Origin of the sequence: Avibacterium volantium (assembly GCF_900635775.1) — a bacterium.
GTDB lineage: Bacteria > Pseudomonadota > Gammaproteobacteria > Enterobacterales > Pasteurellaceae > Avibacterium > Avibacterium volantium.
Window position 1 is genome coordinate 154,644 of the sequence record NZ_LR134167.1, and the last position, 24,365, is coordinate 179,008.

Here is a 24,365-nt window from a genome sequence, read left to right on the forward strand (position 1 = left end):
TATGTCCCCACGATGCCTACACTCAGCTTGGCAATGGGCTTAATATTGGGACGATTTTGTCAAACACAAGATCAATCCTGATATTTAAACTTAAGCAAATCTCGCCGCTCTTTTTTATTTGGACGGCGTTCAGGATTTGGCATTGAAAGGGCATTGTTCTTACGCGCAATCGCCCACTTTTCCCGTTTTTCCACACTTTGCGCTGTTTCTTGATACAACAGTTGCGCCTCTGGTGCGCCACGGCGTTGAGTGGAAAGGGCAAGCACTTGCACTTCTTTTTCTTCATTACCTTGACGTAATTTAATCAACGCCCCCACTTCCACCGTTTTGTTCGGCTTGGTACGCTGATTGTTATAATGTACCTTACCGCCGTCAATCATCTCTTTGGCAATGGTTCGCGTTTTATAAAAGCGCGCTGCCCACAGCCATTTGTCCAAGCGAACCTCGTTATCTTCTTTATTATCTCGTTGCTTTGCAGAATTTTTTGCCATTTTGCTTTTCCCCTTATTTTTAAAGTGCGGTGTTTTTTTCCGTATTTTATGCCATAAGACAAGATTTAGACAAAAATTTGATCCGAACTAATAAAATTCAGATAGAATGAAGCATTTTTATAACAAAATCGAGGAAAAAACGATGCAACATTCAACTTCTTCGCCTAGTTTGAAAGAGCTGACCTTTCGCGGAATGTTCTTAGGGGCGTTAATTACGGTGATTTTCACCGCATCAAATGTTTATCTTGGGCTAAAAGTGGGGCTGACGTTCGCCTCATCAATCCCTGCCGCAGTAATATCAATGGCGGTGCTGAAAATGTTTTCAGGTTCAAATATCTTAGAAAATAATATGGTGCAAACCCAAGCCTCAGCCGCGGGTACGCTTTCTTCAGTGATTTTCGTCATCCCAGGATTGTTGATGATGGGATACTGGCAAGACTTTTCCTTTTGGCAAACCTTATTAATTTGTGCTGCTGGGGGGATTTTAGGGGTGATTTTCACCGTGCCACTACGCCAAGTGATGGTGGCGAAAAGTGATTTACCTTATCCAGAAGGCGTTGCCGCTGCAGAAATTCTCAAAGCGGGCAACCACGAAGAAGGAAAAGGCGATAGTGGCATTAAAGAGATCGCAGCAGGTGGTGTGATTGCCGCGGTGGTGAGCTTTGCCACCAATGGATTACGCCTGATTGCCGATGGTGCAAGTCTGTGGTTTAAAGGGGGAAATGCCGTTTTCCAAGTGCCGATGGGCTTCTCCCTCGCCTTATTAGGGGCAGGTTATTTAGTGGGAATTGTAGGGGGTATCGCCATTTTAGTGGGAATTTTCCTCACTTGGGGCGTTGCTGTACCTTATTTCACCAGTGCCTCACCAATGCCTGTGGACGCGGATATGGTGGGCTATGCGATGGGTATTTGGAAAAGTAAAGTGCGTTTTATCGGTGTGGGAACCATCGGCATTGCGGCAATTTGGACATTATTAGTGTTAATGAAACCGATGATCCAAGGAATGGCACAATCTTTCCGTGCGTTAAAAGATCCTTCTGCACAAACCAATGATCGCACACAACTTGATTTATCCCCTAAATCAATGATTTATATCACAATCGCCGCAATCGCCTTGATTATGGTGGCACTTCACCACTTCATTGCCCAAGCACCGATTGCCACAGAATATGCCTTATTATTCGTCATTGTATGTACCTTCTTAGCGGTATTTATCGGCTTTTTTGTTGCCGCAGCCTGTGGTTATATGGCGGGGCTTGTGGGATCATCATCTAGCCCAATCTCAGGCATTGGGATTATTTCCGTGGTCATCACTTCCCTCACCTTATTCTTACTCGGTAAAATGACGGGCTTAATCGACTCGCCAGAGGGAATGAAATTTCTCACTGCATTGACCATTTTCACTGGTTCAATCGTCATCACCACCGCGGCGATTTCTAACGACAACCTGCAAGATCTCAAAACTGGATTGTTGGTGCAAGCCACCCCTTGGCGTCAACAAGTGGCATTAATTATCGGCTGTGTGGTAGGTGCGTTCGTCATCGCCCCCGTGCTAGAAATTCTCTACCACGCCTACGGCTTCACAGGAGCATTACCACGTGCGGATATGGATCCAAGCCAAGCCCTCTGCCCCACAAGCCACCTTGATGACCACCATCGCCACAGGCATTTTCTCGAGCAATTTAGAATGGCGTTATATCTTTATGGGGATCGGATTAGGCTTAGCCCTCATCATCATTGATATGCTATTGAAAAAAGCCAGCCAAAATCGCTTTGCCCTGCCTGCCCTCGCTGTGGGAATGGGGATTTATTTACCTCCAGTTGTAAATATGCCTATCGTCATTGGTGCGGTGCTAGCTTGGTTTATCAACCGACACTTAACGGCTTATGCACAACGCAACGGCAAAAATCTTAATGATGTGAAGAAAAAAGCAGAACGCTACGGCACCTTATTCGCCGCAGGTTTGATTGTGGGGGAAAGCTTAATTGGCGTGATTCTCGCCTTTATCATCGCCGCTTCTGTTACTTCTGGCGGCTCTGACGCACCACTTGCACTTTCATTAGAAAACTGGGACAGCACCGCAGAATGGCTAGGTTTAACGATGTTCCTTGCTGGCGTGGTGATTTACGCCCTTCGTGTATTGCGTGCGAAAAAAGGCTAAAAATTACACCGCACTTTAACATCTCATTATTTTATGAATAATAAAGGGGCGATTGCCCCTTTTTCTTTCCCCACTTTCACCCTTGCCTTTACTCCCCCCTTTGCTATACTTTGTGCCATTGTTTCATCATTTGGGCGGCCACTTTGTTATTCGATTCTTCTTTACTGCAATCCGTGTTGGCAATTGCTGAGCAAGCGGGCGATCATCTTAATCGTTTTTATGGAAAAAATATCCGTCCGCAGCTCAAGGCAGACAATACGCCGGTTACCGAAGCGGATCTTTTTGTCAGTCAATTTTTAATTGAAAAACTCACCGCCTTAACGCCTGATATTCCTGTTTTATCGGAAGAAAATTGCAAAATTCCCTTTGCTGAACGGCAACAGTGGCAAACATATTGGCTAGTTGATCCCTTAGATGGCACGCAGCAATTTATTAATCGCACGGGGAATTTTTCTGTTTTGATTGCCTTGGTGCATCAACATCGCCCGGTGCTTGGGGTGATTCATTCGCCGCAATCACAACATACTTACTATGCACTGCAAGGTGTAGGGGCATACAAAAAAACGCCGCAAAAAACCACCGCACTTAAAAAACAACCTGTTAATCTTAACCACCCTATTCGCATTGCCGTTGGCTCACATTCCGCAAAAAACAAAGTGCGGTCGATTTTAAATCCAAATTTTCAATACGAGTTTCAGATTATCGGCTCAAGCGGCATTAAAAGCGCCTTGGTGGCAGAAGGCACGGCAGATTGTTATGTGCGTTTAGGGGAAACAGGCGAGTGGGATACCGCCGCGGCAGAAATTATTTTAGCGGAAATGGGCGGTAAAATTTTTGATCCGCGTTTCCAGCCACTCACTTATAATCAGCGAGAAACCTTGGTGAACCCTGATTTTGTGATGGTGGCAGACGCACAGTTAAACTGGCACGATGTCTTTCAATTTAATTAATCAGAACTATTGGTAATTTGCCAAATTTGGGCATATTATTACCACTCTTTTAAAAATGGATAGCAATCATATGACAAACCTCAACGCAGAAAAAAACTGTATCGTGATTTTTGGGGCTTCGGGCGATTTAACCCACCGTAAATTAATCCCCGCACTGTACAATTTATACAAACTCGGGCGTTTAGCGGAAGATTTTTCAGTGCTAGGCGTAGCAAGAACAGAAATGACCGATGAGCAATTCCGTGAAAAAATGCGTCAGGCATTGATCAAAACGGAAAAAGCGGAAGGCGAGATGCTTGAGCATTTTTGTAGCCATCTGTATTACCAAACCATCAACACTTCTGATGCGAAAGATTATGGCAAACTGGTGCCTCGCTTAGCGGAATTACACGAAAAATATCACACCGAAGGCAACACGCTTTATTATATGTCCACGCCGCCAAGCCTTTATGGCGTGATTCCAGAATGCCTTGCTGAACACGGTTTAAATACCGAAGAACATGGCTGGAAGCGTTTAATCGTGGAAAAACCGTTTGGTTACGACATTAAAACTGCCAAAACCTTAGATATTCAAATCCACCGTTTCTTTGAAGAGCATCAAATTTACCGTATAGACCATTATCTTGGTAAAGAAACTGTGCAAAACCTGTTGGTGTTGCGTTTTTCTAACGGCTTATTTGAACCTTTATGGAACCGCAACTTCATTGATTATATTGAGATCACTGGGGCTGAAAAACTTGGTGTGGAAGAGCGTGGCGGCTATTATGACGGTTCTGGCGCAATGCGTGATATGTTCCAAAACCACTTATTGCAAGTGTTGGCGATGATAGCCATGGAACCGCCTGCGATTATTAACGCAGATTCAATGCGTGATGAAGTGGCAAAAGTGTTACATTGTTTACACCCACTAAGCGAAGAAGATTTAAAAAACAACCTTGTGTTAGGGCAATATACTCGTGGTTTCATTAATGGCAAAGAAGTAAAAGGCTATCTTGAAGAAAAAGGTGTGCCGCCAGATTCTAATACGGAAACCTATATGGCACTGCGTTGCGAAATTGACAACTGGCGTTGGGCAGGCGTGCCATTTTATGTGCGCACAGGAAAACGCTTACCTGCGCGCGTAACAGAAGTGGTTATTCATTTTAAAACCACACCACACCCAGTATTTAGCCAAAATGCGCCAGAAAACAAATTGATCATTCGCATTCAACCTGATGAAGGCATTTCAATGCGTTTCGGTTTGAAAAAACCGGGGGCAGGCTTTGAGGCCAAAGAAGTGTCAATGGATTTCCGCTATGCGGATCTGGCACAACCAAGTTTATTAAGCGCTTACGACCGTTTATTGCTTGATGCAATGAAAGGGGATGCTACCTTATTCGCGCGTACCGATGCCGTACACGCCTGCTGGAAATTTGTGCAGCCGATTTTGGATTACAAAGCCGCGCGCGGCCGTATCTACGATTACGAAGCCGGCACTTGGGGGCCAACAGAAGCGGATAAACTGATTGCTCGCACAGGGCGCGTTTGGCGTAAACCCAGCGGTTTAATGAAGAAAAAAGTCTAACCCAATCCCCCCGCTCTTACGGGAGCGGGGGGATCTTCGGAGAACAGAATGAACAACGTTATTTTTGAAAATGCGCAAAGTGCGGTGGAAAAAATCGCTGAAGAATTAAAGCAATACAGCCTTGAAGGTCGCCCTGTGCATATTTCGCTTTCAGGTGGCAGCACGCCAAAACTTTTGTTTAAAACCTTGGCAGCCGCACCGTACAACCAAGCTATCCAATGGAAAAGCTTGCATTTCTGGTGGGGCGATGATCGTATGGTTGTCCCTACTGATCCAGAAAGCAATTATGGCGAAGTGCAAAAATTATTGTTCGATCATATTGAGATTCCAGCAGAAAACATTCACCGCATTCGTGGTGAAGCCCCAGTGGAGCAGGAACTCGCGCGCTTCCAAAATGAACTGGCAGAAGTCGTGCCGAACGGCGAGTTTGATTGGATTATTTTAGGAATGGGGGCAGACGGGCATACCGCCTCATTATTCCCACATCAAACCAATTTTGATGACGAAAATTTAGCGGTGATAGCCAAACACCCAGAAACAGGGCAAGTGCGAATTTCTAAAACCGCCAAATTGCTTGAGCAAGCCAAACGCATTACCTATTTGGTAACCGGTGCAGCAAAAGCAGAAATTTTAAAAGAAATCCAAAGCACACCTGCGGAAAATCTGCCTTACCCCGCGGCGAAAATCAAAGCAAAAAATGGCGTAACGGAATGGTATTTGGATAAAGACGCGGCGAAGTTGTTGTAATAAAATGAAAGTGCGGTGATTTTTTAGGAAATTTTTATTGGGAGAAAAATATGAAAAAATGGTTAATCATTCCAGCTGTACTATCACTTTCAAGTTGTACCTATTTAACTTGTTTAGATAATTTTGATGGTGCTGTACTACCGCAATGTCAAAAGCAACAACAACAGCAACCACAGGAAATTACAAGTATAGACCAAGTTCCTGAAGAAAACCGTCGAATCCCGAAATTCAAAATAGAAGGGGAAAAAGACGGTCCTTATATAACCAAAGCAGGCAATGGTCGAACTTTAAAAACTATTCTAAAAAATGGTTATTTTGATCAATATGTAGATATTTATCACCCAAATGGAAAACTTCATTCCCATACCCCAGTAAAAATGGGCGTTCCAGAAGGTTGGTCAACTGGCTACACTGAACAAGGTAAATTGAGAACTAAAGCCCTTTACGAAAAAGGAAGAATTATCAGAGCTCAACTTTATAACGAAAAGGGTGAAATGATTAAAGAGCTTAAATAATGTTTGATATTCAACCCCAACATCTTGAAATTGTGGAAAAAATTCTCCGCACTTATTTGGACGAATATGAAGTGCGTGCTTTTGGCTCAAGAGTAAAGGGCACGGCTCGCCCCTTTTCAGATCTTGATTTGGTGGTGATGACAACACAGCCCCTTTCTTTAAGGACGCTATGCGAAGTGGAAAATGCGTTTTCAGAAAGTGATTTACCTTGGCAAGTGGATATTGTGGATTGGGCAGCAACATCAACAGAATTTCAGCAAATTATTTTGCAGAAATCTGTTGTGATTCAACAACAGATTTCATCAACCTAGCCTAAAAAGGCAAAGCAACAGATTATAACGAAACAGGAGAAAGTAAAGTTATGAGTCAAAAAGGCGATATCGGCGTTATCGGTTTAGCGGTAATGGGACAAAACTTAATTTTAAATATGAACGACCACGGCTTTAAAGTGGTGGCGTATAACCGCACCACCTCAAAAGTGGACGAGTTCTTAGAAGGGCCAGCGAAAGGCACAAATATTATCGGTGCTTATTCCTTAGAAGATCTGGCAAACAAATTAGAAAAACCTCGCAAAGTGATGCTAATGGTGCGTGCGGGTGAAGTGGTTGATCAATTCATCAACGCGTTACTACCTTATTTAGAAGAAGGCGACATCATTATTGATGGCGGAAACTCAAATTATCCCGACACCAACCGCCGCGTGAAAGAATTAGCAGAAAAAGGTATCCGCTTTGTGGGTGCTGGTGTATCTGGCGGTGAAGAAGGCGCGCGCCACGGGCCATCAATTATGCCGGGTGGTAACGCAGAAGCTTGGCCTTATGTAAAACCTATTTTGCAAGCGATCTCTGCCAAAACTGACAAAGGCGAACCTTGCTGTGATTGGGTGGGCCAAGAAGGTGCGGGCCATTTCGTGAAAATGGTGCATAACGGCATTGAATACGGCGATATGCAACTTATCTGTGAAGCCTATCAATTCTTAAAAGATGGCTTAGGTTTAAGCTATGACGAAATGCAAAAAATCTTCGCTGAATGGAAAAAAACCGAGCTGGATAGCTATTTAATCGACATCACCACCGATATTCTTGGTTATAAAGATGCCGATGGCGAGCCATTAGTAGAAAAAATCTTAGACACCGCAGGACAAAAAGGGACTGGCAAATGGACGGGGATCAACGCTCTTGATTTCGGTATTCCATTAACCTTAATCACCGAATCCGTGTTTGCACGTTGTGTGTCTTCATTTAAAGATCAACGCGTTGCCGCAGCAAAATTATTCCACAAAACGATTCAACCAGTGGAAGGGGATAAACAAGTTTGGATTGAAGCGGTACGCAAAGCCCTGCTCGCCTCAAAAATTATTTCATACGCACAAGGCTTTATGTTGATTCGTGAAGCATCAGAAAACTTCGGTTGGAACATTAACTACGGCGCAACGGCCTTATTATGGCGTGAGGGTTGTATCATTCGTAGCCGTTTCTTAGGCAATATTCGTGATGCCTATGAAGCCAACCCAGATCTGATTTTCTTAGGCTCAGATCCATACTTCAAAAACATCTTGGAAAACGCCTTAGCTGACTGGCGTAAAGTGGTCGCAAAATCTATCGAAGTGGGTATCCCAATGCCTTGTATGGCGTCTGCAATCACTTTCTTAGATGGCTACACTTCCGCTGACTTACCAGCCAACTTGTTACAAGCACAGCGTGATTACTTCGGGGCGCACACTTATGAGCGCAAAGACAAACCACGCGGTGAGTTCTTCCACACAAACTGGACAGGGCGTGGCGGTAACACTGCATCAACCACTTATGATGTATAATTAATATGACGAGCGATGGGCCTGCCTATCGCTCTTTTTGCATAAAATAAAGTGCGGTGTAAAATCTCGCACTTTTCCATTCATAAAAAATAGGAGTCATAAAAATGAAAAAAGAGAATCCCGTAGAATGCGTAGGCTGCAACACCTTTGACGTTGGCACCATCATCGACAACAGCAACTGCACCAGCCACGTTGAACGTGTTTATGCCACAGAAGCCGAGGCTGATCTTGCCTTACAAGAATTCACCCAAAAAGCGCGTGCCGCAGAAACCGAACCTTGCCAAATTCAAGCCACAATCAGCCCCATTGACGGCGGATTTTTACTCAACGCTGATTTCACTTTCAGTTGCCAAGCGGAATCCTTAATTTTTGAATTAGGCTTACGTTAATCAAACCAACACAAGGGGCTAAATTTAGCCCCTAAATTCAATCCCTGATCATCAAATGAAATTTACAGTAAAACGCATTTACGACAAAGATTTTTCCCCAAATGATTTCCGTGTCCTGATCGACCGCCTTTGGCCAAGAGGCATTGCTAAACTAGAAGCCCACATCGCCCTTTGGGAAAAAGACATCACCCCATCTTCCGAGCTAAGAACCCGCTATCACCACGCTGAAATCACCTACCCCGAATTTGCCCAACAATACGCCCAAGAACTCCAACAAAACGCGCCATTAGTACAAGATTTCCTACAAAAAATCGCCAATCAAAAGGAAGTCGTATTAGTTACCGCAGTGAAAGATATTGAACACAGTCATATTCCTGTGTTATTAAATGTGTTGGAACACACGAAAAATATTCTTTAACCCATAAAAAAATGAGAGCCATTTGGCTCTCATTATTTTCAATTTCCTTAAGCAATTTCGCTCAACTTAACTGGGCGCCCTTCATCTAAAGATTTTTTCGCTGCAAGGGCAATAAGCACAGGTTGTAAACCATCATTACCATTGACTAATGTTGGTTTATTATTCACCACCGAATCTACGAAACACGCCATTTCATCTGCAAAAGATTGCATATAACGCTCTAAAAAGAAGTATTTCGGTTTTTCTGAGATAACTCCAGCTTCACTAGAATATACCGCTGTAGAATCAGTATCATTACGCGTTTGCACCGCACCTTTCGAGCCAAATACTTCAGCGCGTTGATCATAGCCATAAACGGCTTTACGGCTGTTATCAATCACGCCAATTGCACCATTAGCTAATTTCAAGGTGATTACGGCAGTATCAATATCCCCAGCCTGACCGATAGCAGGATCAACAAGCACTCCACCTGCCGCATAGACTTCAGTGACTTCACTGCCTGAAAGATAACGGATCATATCAAAGTCGTGGATTGTCATATCAAAGAACATTCCACCTGATACTTTAACGTATTCGATCGGGGGGGCAGCAGGATCTCTTGAGGTAACGCGAATTAAATGAGGCTCACCAATATCTCCTGCTACAACACGTTGTTTTATGGCTTTAAAGTTATGATCAAAACGACGGTTAAATCCCACTTGGAATTTCACACCGGCCTTTTCTACTTCTTTAAGCACTTCTTGAATGCGTTCCACGTTCGCATCAATTGGTTTTTCGCAAAAAATATGCTTACCTGCCCGCGCTGCTTCAATAGAAATTGGGGCGTGAGTGTTGGTTGAAGAACAAACTAACACAGCGTCAATTTCAGGATCTTGCAGAATCTTTTGGTAATCATCATAGACATTTGGAATACCTATTTCTTTCGCCCATTGCTGAAGTTCATCTGTGACACGAATATCAGAAATAGCTTTAATTTCTGCCCCCTTAACATATTTACTGATGCTTTCAGAATGTACGCGACCAATACGTCCTGCACCGATAATACCTACTTTAATCATATTAAACTCCTGCTACATCTTTAATATATTTACGACCTTTCACCGCATATTCAAATGGATTGGCAACAGCAGGATCTTGTTCTGCTTCTACCACCATCCAGCCTTTGTAATTATGTCTATCTAAGATTTCAAAGATAGGTTTAAAATCAATCACGCCATCACCAGGTACAGTAAATGTCCCTTTTTTCACGCCTTCTAAAAAACTTAGATTTTTCGACCGCACTTCATTAACTACGTCATCGCGAACATCTTTCAAGTGAACATGAATAATACGATCAATATATTTTTCTAGTACATCAAGCATTGCCTGTTGAGAGCCTTCGGAATAGTACAGATGACCTGAATCAAATAAGAGATAAACATCATCATTTACCACCGACATATAACGATCGATTTCCTCTGGTGTTTGAATCCCTGTTCCCATATGGTGATGTAAGCACACGCGCATTCCTTTTTCGGCGGCTAATTTGGCTAATTCATTATAACCCTCTGCCAATAGCTCCCATTCTGCATCAGTGAAAACGGTTTTTTCATTAAAAATTGATTTCGGCAATCCTTGAATACTGCGGCTTTGTTCGGAACAACCGATCACTTTCGCTCCCATTGCGTGTAAAAAATCACGATGTTTAATAAAATCTTGCAGTGTTTGTGCTTTTTTCCCGTCCACAAAGAAAGTGCTAAACCAAGCATTACAAATTTCTATGCCTCGAACATCAAGCTTGTGTTTCAATACTTCAACATCGCGCGGGTATTTGTTTCCTACTTCACAGCCGGTATAGCCTGCCAGCGCCATTTCACTCACACATTGCTCAAAAGTATTTTCAGCACCTAATTCAGGTAAATCATCGTTTGTCCAGCCAATAGGTGCAATCCCTAATTTTACATTTTCAGCTTTCATAATTTTTCCTTCTTAAACAATGAATAATTAATAACGTCTTGCTTCATTTATGCGTTTCACCGCATTTTCATAAGCCTGTTGAACTCGTTCTTTTTCGGAAACTTCTGCTACTCCAACGTGCCACCAACTGCCATAAGAATGCACCATTGTTTTCGGCAACACTTTCACATCAATTAGCGTAGAAACAGATTGTTTTTTCGCATCTTGCAACGCTGCGACTAACTCTTCCTCTGTGGTTACACGATAGGTCTTACACCCATAAGAAGCCGCATTCATTGCAAAATCTACTGGAACAAAAGCGCCATTGAGCTTGTTCGTATCGGCATTTCTGAAACGAAATTCTGTCGCAAAGCTATCCATACCGTGTCCAATTTGAAGATTGTTAATACAGCCGTTGGTCATATTATCAAATAATATGACATTAATTTTTTTACCTTCTTGAATAGAGGTAACCAATTCAGAATGGAGCATCATATAAGAACCATCACCTAACAGCGCATAAACTTCTCGTTGTGGCTGAGCCAATTTCACCCCAAGTGCCGCATTCACCTCATAGCCCATACAAGAATAACCATATTCTAAATGGTAAGTATCCACACCTTTTGATTGCCATACCCGCTGCAAATCACCAGGTAAACTTCCCGCCGCCCCAACAATCACATCATTTTCACCTAATGTTTCATTGAGAATGCCAAGTACCCGGCTCTGAGTTAGACGTGAATTTGTCAGCCTAATAAATTCTTCAAACACTGCTTCACGATTTAGGTTATCGTCTACTTCTGGTACAAAATCATTTTCGCTATAAGACAGGTGATAAAGGCGATCCAGCTCTTTTTCAAACTGTTGTTTGGCTTGAGAAATTTCTTCTCCCCAAGCACTTTGATAACCTGTCGGTGCGAGAAGTGCGGTCAATTTTTCTAAAGTTTCTTTCGCATCTGCGGTGATTTGTACCCCATCTAACTTATAAGCATCAAAACGGGAAATATTGATGTTGAGATATTTCACTTCAGGGTGCTGGAAAATCCATTTTGAAGACGTGGTGAAATCGGTATATCTTGTTCCTACACCAATAATCAGATCGGCTTCTTTGGCAAGTAAATTGGCGGATAAACAGCCAGTTTCACCAACGCCACCAACATTCAAATAATGGGAAGAAACCACCGCACTTTTGCCTGCTTGCGTCTCCGCAAAAGGAATATTATAAATTTCAGCAAAGGCTTTTAATTGCTCCGCAGCCTCTGAATAACGCACCCCACCACCACAAATAATGAGTGGTTTTTTCTTTGATTGGATTAACGCCAAGGCATCTTGCAACATTGGCTCTGTCGGCAATGTACGCTCAATGCGATGAATACGCTTTTCTAGGAAAGATTCCGGAAAATCATAAGCCTCCCCCTGCACATCTTGCGGTAACGCAATGGTTACTGCCCCTGTTTGCGCAGGATCGGTCAGCACACGCATAGCATTAATACAAGCTGTCATTAACTGCTCCGGACGGCTGACTCGATCCCAATATTTACTCACGGCACGGAATGCGTCATTGGTACTAATGCTTAAATCATAAGGTTGTTCAATTTGTTGTAACACAGGATCAGGCTGACGTGTTGCAAACACATCACCAGGTAATAAAAGTAAAGGGATACGGTTGGCTGTTGCCGTTGCTGCCGCGGTAATCATATTCGCCGCACCTGGCCCCACGGAAGATGTACACGCATAGATTTGCTTACGCAATTTCTGTTTAGCAAAACCGATGGCAACGTGCGCCATTCCTTGCTCATTACGTCCTTGCCGAACGACTAAATCGCCTGAATTTTGCTCAAGTGCTTGTCCTAATCCTAGCACATTTCCGTGTCCAAAGATCCCAAAGATACCTTCAATAAACTTCGTCACCTTGCCATCAAATTCTACGTACTGATTATCTAAGAATTTTACTAAGGCTTGCGCAACTGTAAGTCTGACTGTTTTCATCTTTCTCTCCTCGTTACCCTAAAAACGAATTTCTGCATTATATAATCACACTTTTATTTCAAATAAAACAAAAATGAAAAATAAATTTCATTTTTGTGGCGGGGATCAAATTTTGAGAAAAAAGAGTTGAAAAATCTAGCAAGCATTACGCTAAAAATAACAACAAAAACAACTCAGAATAAATCAAATGCTTTATATACAAACAAAAAAACCTTGAGCCAAGACCCAAGGTTTTTATCAACATAAAGTGCGGTGGAAAATTATAAAATTTCTTTCGCTTTAGCCACCACGTTTTCTACGGTGAAGCCAAATAGTTTGAATAATTCACCTGCTGGGGCAGATTCACCAAAGGTGTTCATTCCTACAATGCGTCCGCCGAAGCCAACGTATTTGTACCAGAACTCGCTAATGCCTGCTTCAACTGCAACACGTTTGGTTACGCTGCTTGGCAATACGCTTTCACGGTAAGCTTCATCTTGTTTGTCAAACACGTTAGTGGAAGGCATTGATACCACACGGATTTTTTTACCTTCTTGACGAAGTTGCTCCGCCGCTTTCACCACTAATTCTACTTCCGAACCTGTTGCGATAAAGATTAAATCTGGTGTGCCTTCGCTATCGGTTAAGATATAACCACCGCGCGCCACATCAGCCAATTGTGCAGGGGTTCTGTCCATTTGAGTAAGATTTTGACGACTGAAAATCATCGCACTCGGGCCATCTTTGCGCTCAACCGCCGCTTTCCACGCAACCGCCGATTCCACTTGGTCACACGGACGCCACGTTTCTAAATTTGGAATTAAACGTAATGACGCCGTTTGCTCCACAGGTTGGTGTGTCGGGCCGTCTTCTCCTAAACCGATAGAATCGTGGGTGTACACGAAAAGCACGCGTTGTTTCATTAACGCCGCCATTCTCACGGCATTATGCGCATATTCCATAAACATTAAGAAGGTTGCGCCATAAGGAATGAAACCGCCGTGTAAGGCAATCCCGTTCATAATGGCAGACATACCAAACTCACGCACGCCGTAGTTGATGTAGTTACCATCTTGATTTTCTGTGGCACGAATAGGGCGAGAGCCTGACCATAAGGTTAAGTTTGAGCCTGCTAAATCTGCCGAACCACCTAAAAACTCTGGCAGTAATGGTGCATAGGCTTCAATGGCATTTTGTGATGCTTTACGGCTTGCGATGCTTGCTGGGTTGGCTTGTAATTTTTCAACAAATGCTTGGCTTTCTTGCGCCCAATTTGCTGGCAATTCGCCACTTAAACGGCGCTCAAGCTCTGCGCTCAATTCTGGATAGGCTTGGCTATATGCTGTCCATTTTTCATTCCACGCTTGCTCTGCTTGTTTGCCTTTTTCTTTGGCGTCCCATTGGGCATAAATTTCCGCAGGAATTTCAAATGGCGCATAGTTCCAACCTAAGTTTTTACGAGTTAAGGCGATTTCTTCATCACCTAATGGCGCACCGTGGCTGTCGTGTGAGCCCGCTTTGTTTGGTGAGCCAAAACCAATGGTGGTTTTACAGATGATCAAGGTTGGGCGCGCTTTTTCTGCTTGCGCTTGTTTAATGGCTTCCGCAATGGCTTCTGGATTATGTCCATCAATTTGACCAATCACTTGCCAGTTATAGGCTTCAAAACGTTCTTTGGTGTTGTCGGTGAACCAGCCGTCCACTTCACCATCAATAGAAATATTGTTGTCATCATAGAAGGCGATTAATTTGCCTAAGCCTAAGGTTCCCGCTAATGAGCAAGCTTCGTGAGAAATCCCTTCCATTAAACAACCATCACCTAAGAACGCGTAAGTGTAATGGTCGATAATCTCGTGGCCTGGGCGGTTAAATTGCGCCGCTAAGGTTTTCTCGGCAATCGCCATTCCTACCGCATTGGTAATGCCCTGACCTAATGGCCCTGTTGTGGTTTCTACACCAGGTGCATAGCCATATTCAGGGTGGCCCGGGGTTTTAGAATGTAATTGGCGGAATTGTTTTAAATCTTCGATAGATAAATCATAGCCTGTTAAATGTAAAAGGCTGTAAATCAACATTGAACCGTGGCCATTTGATAACACGAATCTATCGCGGTTTGCCCATTTTGGATTGGTTGGATTATGCACTAAAAACTCACGCCACAACACTTCCGCAATGTCCGCCATTCCCATTGGTGCACCAGGGTGGCCTGACTTGGCTTTTTGCACCGCGTCCATACTTAAAAAACGAATAGCATTCGCTAACTCTTTTCGATTCGACATTTTTGTTCTCCTAATTATCAAATGTAAAACTGAACTCTGGTTATTCTACCCGATTTATTATGAAAAAATAGCAATTAATTTGATTAGTGTTACATCACAAAATTGATGATTTTCTCGCTATTTCATACAGATTGCGAGAAAATGTTATTTTTAAGTCTAAAAAACAGGCTGGTTTCCCAGCCTTTTTATTGATATAAAAAACTTGCGAATTTTACACCGCACTTTGCTTTTTTGGCATTTGCCCTTTTGCTTAATGTAAGTTTTGCAAGGCGTAAACCTTGTAATCATCTAAATTCTTCACACTTTCCACTAAGGCCTCAGCGGCGGCGAGGGTGGTTTGAATGAAGACTTTTTGTTGTAAGGCACTGCGGCGAATAGAGTGGCTGTCTTCCACACTTTCAGGCAGGCTGCCTACAGTGTTTATCACCATAGCGATTTCGCCGTTTTTGATCGCGTCCACAATATGTGGGCGGCCTTCACGCACTTTATTGACGATTTGTGCGAAGATACCGTTTTCGCGCAGGAAGTTCGCTGTGCCTATGGTGGCGCATAAGCCGTAGCCTTGTTCTTGCAAGCGTTGGGCGATAGGCAGCAAGCGGGCTTTGTCTTTGTCATCAACGGAAAGGAATACTTTGCCCGTTTTGGCAATGCGTTCACCTGCCCCTAGTTGAGCTTTGATAAAGGCTTCTGCAAAGGTTTGCCCCACGCCCATCACTTCCCCTGTGGAACGCATTTCAGGCCCTAAAATGGTGTCCACGCCTGGGAATTTGATGAATGGGAAAACCGCTTCTTTCACTGCATAAAAGTGCGGTTGAATTTCGCCTTGAATTTGCTGTTCGCTGAGGCTCATTCCTGCCATTACACGCGCGGCGATTTTGGCTAATGGTCGCCCTGTAGCTTTACTCACAAACGGCACGGTACGGCTAGCGCGTGGGTTCACTTCTAACACATAAATCACGCCATCTTGCACGGCAAATTGCACATTCATCAAGCCCACTACGTTCAAGGCTTTTGCCATTGCCGCCGTTTGACGGCGGATTTCATCTTGAATTTCAGTGCTTAAGGAATAAGGTGGCAACGAGCAAGCGCTATCACCGCTGTGAATACCCGCTTGTTCAATATGCTGCATAATGCCGCCGATCATCACTTGTTCGCCATCGCAAATGCAATCTACGTCCACTTCAATGGCGTTGTTTAAGAAGTGATCAAGCAAAATTGGGCTGTCTTCGGAAACTTGCACCGCCTCACGCATATATTGATTGAGTTCGTCCACGTTATACACGATTTGCATTGCTCGTCCGCCTAGCACATAGGAAGGGCGTACTACTAGCGGATAGCCCACTTCTTCAGCTAATAGCACTGCTTCAATGGCATTGCGTGCCGTGCGGTTATTAGGCTGTTTTAAGCCAAGTTGTTGTAGAATTTGTTGGAAGCGTTCGCGATCTTCGGCAGCGTCAATGCTATCCGCCGATGTGCCGATAATATTGACGCCATTTTCCGCCAGGGCATTGGCAAGTTTTAATGGGGTTTGACCGCCATAATGCACGATCACGCCATAAGGCTGTTCAACGTGAATGATTTCTAACACATCTTCAAGGGTGAGCGGCTCAAAATAAAGGCGATCTGAGGTGTCAAAATCGGTGGAAACCGTTTCGGGGTTACAGTTCACCATAATGGTTTCAAAGCCGCTTTCACGCAAGGCAAGGGCGGCGTGTACACAGCAATAATCAAACTCAATACCTTGCCCGATGCGGTTCGGCCCACCGCCTAAGATCATAATTTTTTTACGATCAGAAGGATTGGCTTCGCATTCTTCTTCATAGGTGGAATAAAGGTATGCGGTGTCGGATTTAAACTCGCCCGCACAAGTATCCACGCGTTTATAAACAGGGTGAAGATTGAAAGATTTGCGTAAATTTCGCACCGCACTTTCCGTGCTTTTTACCAACTGAGCAATACGTTTGTCGGAGAACCCTTTGCGTTTTAAACGGCGAAGCTCTGCATAATCGAGCTGTTCCAGCGTTTTTTGCTCAAGTGCCAATTCTTCTTGCACCAAATCTTGAATTTGCACTAAGAACCACGGGTCGATTTTGGAATAATGATGCACTTCTTCCAAGCTAAAGCCCGCACCAAAGGCATCAGCAACGTAAAGAATGCGGTTCGGGCCTGGGTTACCTAGCTCGGTGCGGATTTTCTCAGGGGCTTCGGAAAGCAAATTAAACCCACAAATGCCCGTTTCCAAACCACGCAAGGCTTTTTGCAAACTCTCTTGGAAAGTGCGTCCCATTGCCATCACTTCGCCAACCGATTTCATTTGCGTCGTGAGGCGATCGTCTGCTTTCGGGAATTTTTCAAAGGCAAAACGTGGTACTTTGGTTACCACATAATCAATGGACGGCTCGAAAGATGCAGGGATTAATCCCCCCGTGATGTCATTACGCAATTCATTGAGCGTATAGCCCACGGCTAATTTCGCTGCTACTTTTGCGATTGGGAAGCCTGTGGCTTTCGAGGCAAGGGCAGAAGAACGGCTCACACGCGGGTTCATTTCAATCACGATCATTTCGCCGTTGGCAGGATTAATGGCAAATTGCACGTTTGAACCGCCCGTATCCACGCCAATTTCACGCAACACCGCAAGGCTGGCGTTTCGCATAATTTGATATTCTTTATCGGTGAGCGTTTGCGCTGGCGCAACGGTGATGGAATCGCCTGTATGCACGCCCATCGGGTCAAAATTCTCAATGGAGCAGACGATAATGCAGTTGTCTGCTTTGTCCCGCACCACTTCCATTTCATATTCTTTCCAGCCTAACACCGATTGTTCGATGAGTAATTCGTGGGTTGGAGAGGCATCAAATCCGCGTTCGCAAATGGCGACAAATTCATCACGGTTATAGGCGATCCCACCGCCAGAACCGCCCATTGTGAAAGAGGGACGAATTAGGGTTGGAAAGCCCACTTCAGCCTGTGCCGCCCAAGCTTCATCAAAGGTATGGCAGACAAAGGATTTTGGCGTATTCAAGCCAATTTTCGCCATTGCCTCTTTGAAACGACCACGATCTTCCGCCTTATCAATGGCATCTTCACTTGCCCCGATCAGTTCCACACCGTATTTTTTCAGCACGCCATTTTTGGAAAGATCTAAGGCACAATTCAGCGCGGTTTGTCCGCCCATTGTTGGCAAAATGGCATCAGGACGTTCTTTCTCAATGATTTTTTCCACCGTTTGCCAAGTAATTGGCTCGATGTAGGTAACGTCCGCCATATCGGGGTCGGTCATAATGGTGGCAGGGTTAGAGTTCACTAGCACCACCTTATAACCTTCTTCACGCAACGCTTTGCACGCCTGCGCGCCCGAATAATCAAATTCACACGCCTGCCCAATCACAATCGGGCCAGCACCGATAATTAATATTGTCTTTATGTCTGTACGTTTTGGCATTTTGATTTCTCTTATAATATTTTTAACGTTGTGTATGGATTGTTAATCCAGCTCTGTGGCTAATTATTGATTTTATTTTTGCTTAGTTTGTTCTAATGCAGTCACAAATTTATCAAATAAATACGCCACATCATTTGGACCAGGGCTGGCTTCAGGGTGGCCTTGGAAAGAGAATGCCACTTGATCGGTTAGCTCAATGCCTTGCACGGAATGATCAAATAAAGAGCGGTGGGTTATTTTCACGTTTTTTGGTAGGCTGTGTTCGTCCACTTCAAAACCGTGGTTTTGGCTGGTGATGAACACTTTTTGCGTATCCAAATCTTGCACGGGGTGGTTTGCACCGTGATGCCCGAATGGCATTTTTTTCGTTTTACCGCCTATAGCAAGCCCGAGTAATTGATGCCCTAAACAAATGCCGAAAATCGGTTTTTTCGTTTTGAGCAAGGTTTGAATATTACTGATGGCATAATCACAAGGCTCAGGATCGCCGGGGCCATTGGATAAGAAAATGCCGTCAGGTTGATAGGCTAGCACTTCTTCTGCTGAGGTTTTAGCTGGCACAACGGTGATTTTACAGCCTCTTTCGGCGAGCATTCGTAGAATATTGTGCTTCACGCCAAAATCATAGGCAACAATATGATATTTCTGTTCTGGCTCGGAATGATACCCTTTGCCTAATTGCCATTCTCCTTGCGACCATTCATAAGGCGCTTGGCAGGTAACTTGCTGGGCTAAATCTTTGCCTGCCATTGAGCCAAAACTTTGTGCCAGTGCAAGGGCTTTTTGCTCATCAACTTCGCCCGCCATAATGCAGCCTGCCATTGCGCCTTTATCACGCAATAAACGGGTTAAACGGCGCGTATCAATGTCTGCAATGGCTACCACGTTATTGGCTTTTAGGTAATCTGCTAGGCTTTGATTGGCACGGAAATTGCTGTGTAATAAAGGTAAATCGCGAATGATTAATCCGCTGGCATACACCGCATTGCTTTCTTGATCTTCATTATTGGTGCCAGTGTTGCCAATATGGGGATAGGTTAGGGTAACGATTTGTTGGAAATAGGAAGGATCGGTCAAGATTTCTTGATAACCGGTCATTGACGTGTTAAACACCACTTCGCCAATGGTTGTGCCACTTGCGCCAATAGAGGTGCCGTGGAAAACGCTGCCGTCAGCCAAGACTAAAATTGCTGGACTAGACATAAAAAACTCCTTAATTGTAGGTGAACACTTACGAATGCTCATTAACCGAAATTTAGCAAAAAAACACCGCACTTTTGTTTGGCGTTTAGGCTAAATTGCATTGGTGGTTAGCTCACAGGCTAAACGGGCTAATTCTAAAAGACAATAGCCCAATATTCAAGCAAATTCGTAAGGAATGAACAATATATTTATTCATTAATTTTGCATAAATAATCAATGTAATGCAAGCAATTTATTTTTCTCTGATTTATTTTGTAGATTTTCACCAAGTTGTTTACAATGTACCTTATTTTAAGTAACAAGGCTTATTTATGAAAAAATCTGTATTACTTGCCAGCGTGGTGCTGGGTTCTGCAATGCTTACAGGCTGTGCGACCATTGATCCGCAAACTGGTGAGCGCAAAGATCCCCTTGAAGGATTTAACCGTGCAATGTGGGATTTCAACTACAAAGTTGCCGATCCTTATATTCTTAAACCTGTTGCCAAAGGCTGGAAAGACTATGTGCCGCAGCCAGTTAAAACAGGGATCATCAATGTAGCCAATAACCTTGATGAACCAGCCAGTTTCGTTAATCGCCTATTGCAAGGTGAATTTAAAAAAGCAATGGTTCATTTTAATCGCTTCTGGATTAACAGTATTTTCGGCTTAGGTGGCTTGATTGACTGGGCGAGCGCCAGCCCACCGTTACGCGTGGAAGAAAAACGCCGCTTTGGTGATACCCTAGGCGCTTACGGCGTAGAAACGGGCACTTATGTGATGTTGCCAATGTATGGGCCTGCCACTCCGCGCCAAGATTTGGGTAACTTAGTGGACACTACTTATCCAATGCTTTCTTTATTAGGTCCTTGGGGTTTATTAAAATGGGGCGTACAAGGTATTGATGCACGTGCTAAAATGTTAGACAAAGAAGCATTGCTAGACCAAGCGCAAGATCCTTATGTCACTTTCCGCGAAGCCTATTTCCAAAATTTGGAATATCACGTAAAAGACGGCAATGTGGAAAGCAAAGGCGAAGCCCTTTCACAAGATGAACTAAAAGAAATTGATTAATTATAGGAAATCACACTATGGAAATGACCTCAACACAACGCTTAATTTTAGCCAATCAATACAAATTAATGGGCTTGTTAGATCCGAACAACGCGGCAAAATATACCCGTTTAGAAACCATTGTGAAAGGTGGTTTTGGCTTAGAATTAAAAGAGTTAGATAAAGAGTTTTCTAACCTTTCAGAGCAAGAATGCCAAACTGTGCGTGATACCCTTGAAATGTACCACGCCCTGCACGTTTCTTACAGCAATTTGGGCGACACCACCACGGTAACGCCACATCGCTTACAATTTGCAGGTTATTGTGCGGTGCGCGAGAAAAAATATCTCAATTATTTACGTTTCATCACCACCACAGAGGGCAAATATCCAGAATTTATGCAATGCGAACACGGCTGCGATTCACAAACCCCAATGTGGGATAAATACATCAAAATGCTCGAAGCGTGGCGCAGCTGCCCACACGAATATCATTTAAGTATGGCGGAAATTCAAAAAATCTTGAACGCTTAATGTGAAAACCACCGTATGGTAAGTGCGGTGGTTTTTTGTGGCGTTTTTTAAAAATTAAAAAGCCATCTATTGATGGCTTTTGGGATATTAATCATTGTGGCGAACGAGCAAGTTTTAACTTTTTAATAGCCGCTTTTGCTTTTTCTTCATCAATCTGTTCAAGGTTTGCCCCACCAACAAAAACGCCCATTTTTATATACTGCCGAATAAAATAGTTCTTTCCACCTTCTGTTGTAATATATAAATCGTTATTACCAAATTCTGAATCAGTAGAAACTTTATGTTTTCCAGCCGTAACTAACTTATAAAAATAAACTTTAGGAGCAGATTGCCCGATAAATTTATCGTCAATATAAAGATTTTTTCTTAATGCCGCCCCAAATGTGGAATCACGATAAATATACAACCCAGACATTGCTTTATTAGGGGTATCAAACCGCTTGGCTTGCACATCTTCTGCCTCTGAAGCCATAGGCACTTTCGCACAGCCCGTTAAAATCAACGTGCCAACTACCATTAAAACTGAAAGAATTTTTTTCATTTTATGCACCATTTAACCTTAATTAAAATAAATAGCTAAAGTTTACACCGATGGTATTGCTCTTAAATTCAATACTATTTTTAGCTTTTAACGTTACTCTACTGTAATCAAGCCCTGCAACCAAATTATCTGTAATTTTTGTTTTTACGCCAAAACCGTAACTAAATCCAACCGCACCGTGATTTTCAAAGTAAACATTGCTATTCCTAAACTCTGGATTATCTTCATTCATCGTGAAACTGCCTGCTTCTACCCCAATTTTGACATAAGGCAAGAAACGATCAAGTTGATAGCCTTGCAAATAATGTACGCCTACGCGGAAATTCTCTTTGGCGATTTCATTGCCCAAATCATCTTCTGTTTTATTATTCGGAAAACTAATTTTCCCCTCAACAATACCAACAAAATTATTGCCATAATCAAACATATAGCCACCAACAACGCCCGCACCAACAGAGCGAGAACTAGAGCCCGTATAATTACCATCATAATAGTTATAATCAAGTTCTTCCCAAGGTATAGAAAAAGACTGTTTATTAAAATCGACTTCACCCCCCACATAGAAGCCAGAAAAACCTTCAGCTTGGGCAAATAATGCTGTACTAGAAAGTAATGTAGCCACCAAATATTTTTTCATAACATTTCCCCTATTCATATTTATAAATTAATTTTTTGAAGTTTATTACGTTGTTCTTCCGAGAGTGTACGAATATCAATCACTGTCAATGCTCTTCCTTTACCTTTATTTAAAGTCGCTACAACATTTTCAGGTAAACGATACATAGCCCCTGTTATCGGATCAATGACAAGTAATCCTAATGGTCCACCTATCGCAAAATTTCCCCAATACCAACCATCTAACGTCGCTTGAATTTCGATTGTTTCTTTTGTAAAACCTTTTTTATCAAAAGTAATGAGGTATTTTTCAGGTTTAAAATAACCAGAGCCAGATTTCAATTTAACCACTTGTGGGGTAATACCTTGGCTGACGATTTTCCCTTCTCTATTTGTAATCGTAAAATTTGCGCCCTCAGGGACTGATTGGATAGAAACAGGATAAGTGCTTTTACTCACAATCGTAGCACACCCTGTCAAGCCTAATGTTGTGGCTAATAACGCCACTTTTAATAAATTTTTCATAGATAAACCTCATTAAAGATGTAAAATGTCTGTTTTTAGAACGATGAAATTCTACAAAACTCATATAGTAAAAAACCATATATCAAAAAGACTGTTTTCTACTCATTTTGAGCTAGAATTGAACAAATGGAGCAGACAATGGCGATACACGAGAAAATCAGATTAATACGAGAAATGAATCATTGGTCGCAAGAAGAAATGGCAGAAAAAATGAACTTATCACCAAGTGGTTATGCAAAAATTGAGCGTGGAGAAACGCAATTACATTACGAAAAATTAAAGAAAATTGCACAAATTTTTGATATGGATATTTCTGAATTGGTCAAAGATGATCGTAATATTTGCTTTTTAATTAGTGAGAATAGCCAACTTAGCTCAAATTATTATGGTACAAGCGAAGCGGTTACCATTGAAAATGAAAAACTCAAATTAGCGTTAAGTTATAAAGATCAACTATTAGAACAAAAAGACAAAGAAATTGAATCCTTAAAAGAAATTATTGTGTTATTGAAAGCACAACACCGTAAAGAAAAATAAGTGCGGTGGTTTTTTTACAACTTTTTCTTAAATTTATCCCAAACCTTGTCTTCTTGCCCACGCCATAGGCGTTGGATATTGTCGTGATGGCGGTAAACAAGCAGGCAGCAGACTAGCGCCACTGGGAAGGTGAATTCGGGTTTGTACCACCATACATAAAAAGGAATGGTGATCGCGGCAATAACTGCGCTTAAAGATGAATAGCCCGTGAGCAAAAATACCGCAAGCCAAGTGCCGAGCATCCACAGATCCACGCCCCAGCCGATAGGGGCGATTGCGCCAAATGCGGTGGCAACGCCTTTTCCGCCTTTAAATTTAAAGAAGATGGGGAAGATATGCCCTAAACAGGCGGCCAGTGCGACCATGCCTAACTGAAATTGGGTTAAGCCAAGATAATAGCCCGCCCATACAGGAAGCATTCCTTTTAGAATGTCAAAAATCAATACTGCTAAGGCAGCCCAGCGCCCGCCGATGCGTAGTACATTAGTTGCCCCAGGGTTGTGTGAGCCGGTGGTGCGCGGATCAGGTAGGCCTGCTAGGCGACAAAATAAAATGGCGCTCGAAATTGAACCGAGCAAATACGCACAAAACATATAAAAAAGGGCGAAAAGGCTCATTTTTACCTACCTGATTCGTCAAGTGAAAAATTTGTTCGTCTATTGTACATAAACTTGGTAGCATACGCCTAATAGTATTTCAGG

Annotated in this window: 22 protein-coding genes and 1 pseudogene; 12 read left to right on the forward strand and 11 right to left on the reverse strand. The window is 43.0% G+C overall.

Annotated elements, in window-relative coordinates:
• Nucleotides 1-71: 71 nt before the first annotated feature.
• Nucleotides 72-491, reverse strand: a complete 420-nt coding sequence (hslR, locus tag ELZ61_RS00780) for a ribosome-associated heat shock protein Hsp15 (protein ID WP_126370754.1) — start codon at nt 489-491, stop codon at nt 72-74.
• 142 nt (nt 492-633) lie between these two features.
• Here hslR and ELZ61_RS00785 point away from each other — a divergent pair.
• The 9 genes and pseudogenes from ELZ61_RS00785 to ELZ61_RS00825 all read left to right on the forward strand — a co-directional run bounded on the left by ELZ61_RS00785 (nt 634) and on the right by ELZ61_RS00825 (nt 9,052).
• Nucleotides 634-2,653, forward strand: a pseudogene (locus tag ELZ61_RS00785) (OPT family oligopeptide transporter).
• Nucleotides 2,654-2,796: 143 nt separating this feature from the next.
• Nucleotides 2,797-3,603 (forward strand): 3'(2'),5'-bisphosphate nucleotidase CysQ, encoded by an 807-nt coding sequence (gene cysQ / locus ELZ61_RS00790; RefSeq protein ID WP_126370756.1) that lies wholly within the window; start codon nt 2,797-2,799, stop codon nt 3,601-3,603.
• A 70-nt stretch (nt 3,604-3,673) separates the two neighbouring features.
• Nucleotides 3,674-5,167 (forward strand): glucose-6-phosphate dehydrogenase, encoded by a 1,494-nt coding sequence (gene zwf, locus ELZ61_RS00795; protein ID WP_126370758.1) that lies wholly within the window; start codon nt 3,674-3,676, stop codon nt 5,165-5,167.
• A 48-nt stretch (nt 5,168-5,215) separates the two neighbouring features.
• A complete protein-coding gene (pgl, locus tag ELZ61_RS00800) occupies nt 5,216-5,914 on the forward strand; it encodes a 6-phosphogluconolactonase (protein ID WP_126370760.1) in 699 nt (232 codons plus the stop codon).
• 50 nt (nt 5,915-5,964) lie between these two features.
• On the forward strand, nt 5,965-6,429 hold the full coding sequence (locus ELZ61_RS10720; RefSeq protein WP_197717463.1) for a toxin-antitoxin system YwqK family antitoxin: 465 nt from the start codon (nt 5,965-5,967) through the stop codon (nt 6,427-6,429).
• A complete protein-coding gene (locus ELZ61_RS00810) occupies nt 6,429-6,740 on the forward strand; it encodes a nucleotidyltransferase family protein (RefSeq protein ID WP_126370762.1) in 312 nt (103 codons plus the stop codon). The genes ELZ61_RS10720 and ELZ61_RS00810 overlap by 1 nt, the downstream gene beginning before the upstream one ends.
• 50 nt (nt 6,741-6,790) lie before the next feature.
• Entirely contained in the window at nt 6,791-8,245 is a 1,455-nt protein-coding gene (gene gnd, locus ELZ61_RS00815) for a decarboxylating NADP(+)-dependent phosphogluconate dehydrogenase (protein WP_126370764.1), read from the forward strand.
• 104 nt (nt 8,246-8,349) lie between these two features.
• Nucleotides 8,350-8,634: a YfcZ/YiiS family protein gene (locus ELZ61_RS00820; RefSeq protein WP_126370766.1), complete on the forward strand. Its 285-nt coding sequence runs from the start codon at nt 8,350-8,352 to the stop codon at nt 8,632-8,634.
• 55 nt (nt 8,635-8,689) lie between these two features.
• The gene (locus ELZ61_RS00825) at nt 8,690-9,052 is read left to right on the forward strand and encodes a DUF488 domain-containing protein (RefSeq protein WP_126370768.1); all 363 of its coding nucleotides are present in this window, start codon (nt 8,690-8,692) and stop codon (nt 9,050-9,052) included.
• A 47-nt stretch (nt 9,053-9,099) separates the two neighbouring features.
• Here ELZ61_RS00825 and iolG read toward each other — a convergent pair whose 3' ends face one another.
• The 6 genes from iolG to carA form a co-directional block, all read right to left on the reverse strand.
• Nucleotides 9,100-10,110 carry an inositol 2-dehydrogenase gene (iolG, locus tag ELZ61_RS00830; RefSeq protein WP_126370770.1) on the reverse strand — a complete coding sequence of 337 codons (1,011 nt, stop codon included), beginning with the start codon at nt 10,108-10,110 and terminating at the stop codon, nt 9,100-9,102.
• Nucleotide 10,111: 1 nt separating this feature from the next.
• Entirely contained in the window at nt 10,112-11,008 is an 897-nt protein-coding gene (gene iolE / locus ELZ61_RS00835) for a myo-inosose-2 dehydratase (protein WP_126370772.1), read from the reverse strand.
• A 27-nt stretch (nt 11,009-11,035) separates the two neighbouring features.
• Nucleotides 11,036-12,976 carry a 3D-(3,5/4)-trihydroxycyclohexane-1,2-dione acylhydrolase (decyclizing) gene (iolD, locus tag ELZ61_RS00840; RefSeq protein ID WP_126370774.1) on the reverse strand — a complete coding sequence of 647 codons (1,941 nt, stop codon included), beginning with the start codon at nt 12,974-12,976 and terminating at the stop codon, nt 11,036-11,038.
• A 260-nt stretch (nt 12,977-13,236) separates the two neighbouring features.
• Entirely contained in the window at nt 13,237-15,234 is a 1,998-nt protein-coding gene (tkt, locus tag ELZ61_RS00845) for a transketolase (RefSeq protein WP_126370776.1), read from the reverse strand.
• 250 nt (nt 15,235-15,484) lie between these two features.
• The gene (carB, locus tag ELZ61_RS00850) at nt 15,485-18,679 is read right to left on the reverse strand and encodes a carbamoyl-phosphate synthase large subunit (protein ID WP_126370778.1); all 3,195 of its coding nucleotides are present in this window, start codon (nt 18,677-18,679) and stop codon (nt 15,485-15,487) included.
• A 72-nt stretch (nt 18,680-18,751) separates the two neighbouring features.
• A complete protein-coding gene (gene carA / locus ELZ61_RS00855) occupies nt 18,752-19,882 on the reverse strand; it encodes a glutamine-hydrolyzing carbamoyl-phosphate synthase small subunit (RefSeq protein WP_126370780.1) in 1,131 nt (376 codons plus the stop codon).
• Between the two features lie 311 nt (nt 19,883-20,193).
• Between carA and ELZ61_RS00860 the strand changes: the two genes are divergently transcribed.
• Together ELZ61_RS00860 and ELZ61_RS00865 are read left to right on the forward strand one after the other, a co-directional pair.
• Nucleotides 20,194-20,934, forward strand: a complete 741-nt coding sequence (locus tag ELZ61_RS00860; RefSeq protein ID WP_126370782.1) for an MlaA family lipoprotein — start codon at nt 20,194-20,196, stop codon at nt 20,932-20,934.
• A 17-nt stretch (nt 20,935-20,951) separates the two neighbouring features.
• Nucleotides 20,952-21,446 (forward strand): YfbU family protein, encoded by a 495-nt coding sequence (locus ELZ61_RS00865; RefSeq protein WP_126370784.1) that lies wholly within the window; start codon nt 20,952-20,954, stop codon nt 21,444-21,446.
• Between the two features lie 91 nt (nt 21,447-21,537).
• Here the strand turns inward: ELZ61_RS00865 and ELZ61_RS00870 are convergent, their stop codons facing one another.
• Genes ELZ61_RS00870 through ELZ61_RS00880 form a run of 3 tightly spaced genes read right to left on the reverse strand, consistent with a single transcriptional unit; the run spans nt 21,538 to nt 23,127 of the window.
• Nucleotides 21,538-21,987 (reverse strand): DUF2846 domain-containing protein, encoded by a 450-nt coding sequence (locus ELZ61_RS00870; RefSeq protein WP_126370786.1) that lies wholly within the window; start codon nt 21,985-21,987, stop codon nt 21,538-21,540.
• Nucleotides 21,988-22,009: 22 nt separating this feature from the next.
• Nucleotides 22,010-22,624: an outer membrane protein gene (locus ELZ61_RS00875; RefSeq protein ID WP_164550709.1), complete on the reverse strand. Its 615-nt coding sequence runs from the start codon at nt 22,622-22,624 to the stop codon at nt 22,010-22,012.
• 20 nt (nt 22,625-22,644) lie between these two features.
• Nucleotides 22,645-23,127, reverse strand: a complete 483-nt coding sequence (locus ELZ61_RS00880) for a hypothetical protein (RefSeq protein WP_126370790.1) — start codon at nt 23,125-23,127, stop codon at nt 22,645-22,647.
• 138 nt (nt 23,128-23,265) lie between these two features.
• On the opposite strand from ELZ61_RS00880, the gene ELZ61_RS00885 reads away from it, so the two are divergent.
• Nucleotides 23,266-23,664 carry a helix-turn-helix domain-containing protein gene (locus ELZ61_RS00885; protein WP_126370792.1) on the forward strand — a complete coding sequence of 133 codons (399 nt, stop codon included), beginning with the start codon at nt 23,266-23,268 and terminating at the stop codon, nt 23,662-23,664.
• A gap of 14 nt (nt 23,665-23,678) precedes the next feature.
• Here the strand turns inward: ELZ61_RS00885 and plsY are convergent, their stop codons facing one another.
• The gene (plsY, locus tag ELZ61_RS00890; RefSeq protein ID WP_126370794.1) at nt 23,679-24,281 is read right to left on the reverse strand and encodes a glycerol-3-phosphate 1-O-acyltransferase PlsY; all 603 of its coding nucleotides are present in this window, start codon (nt 24,279-24,281) and stop codon (nt 23,679-23,681) included.
• Nucleotides 24,282-24,365 lie beyond the last annotated feature (84 nt).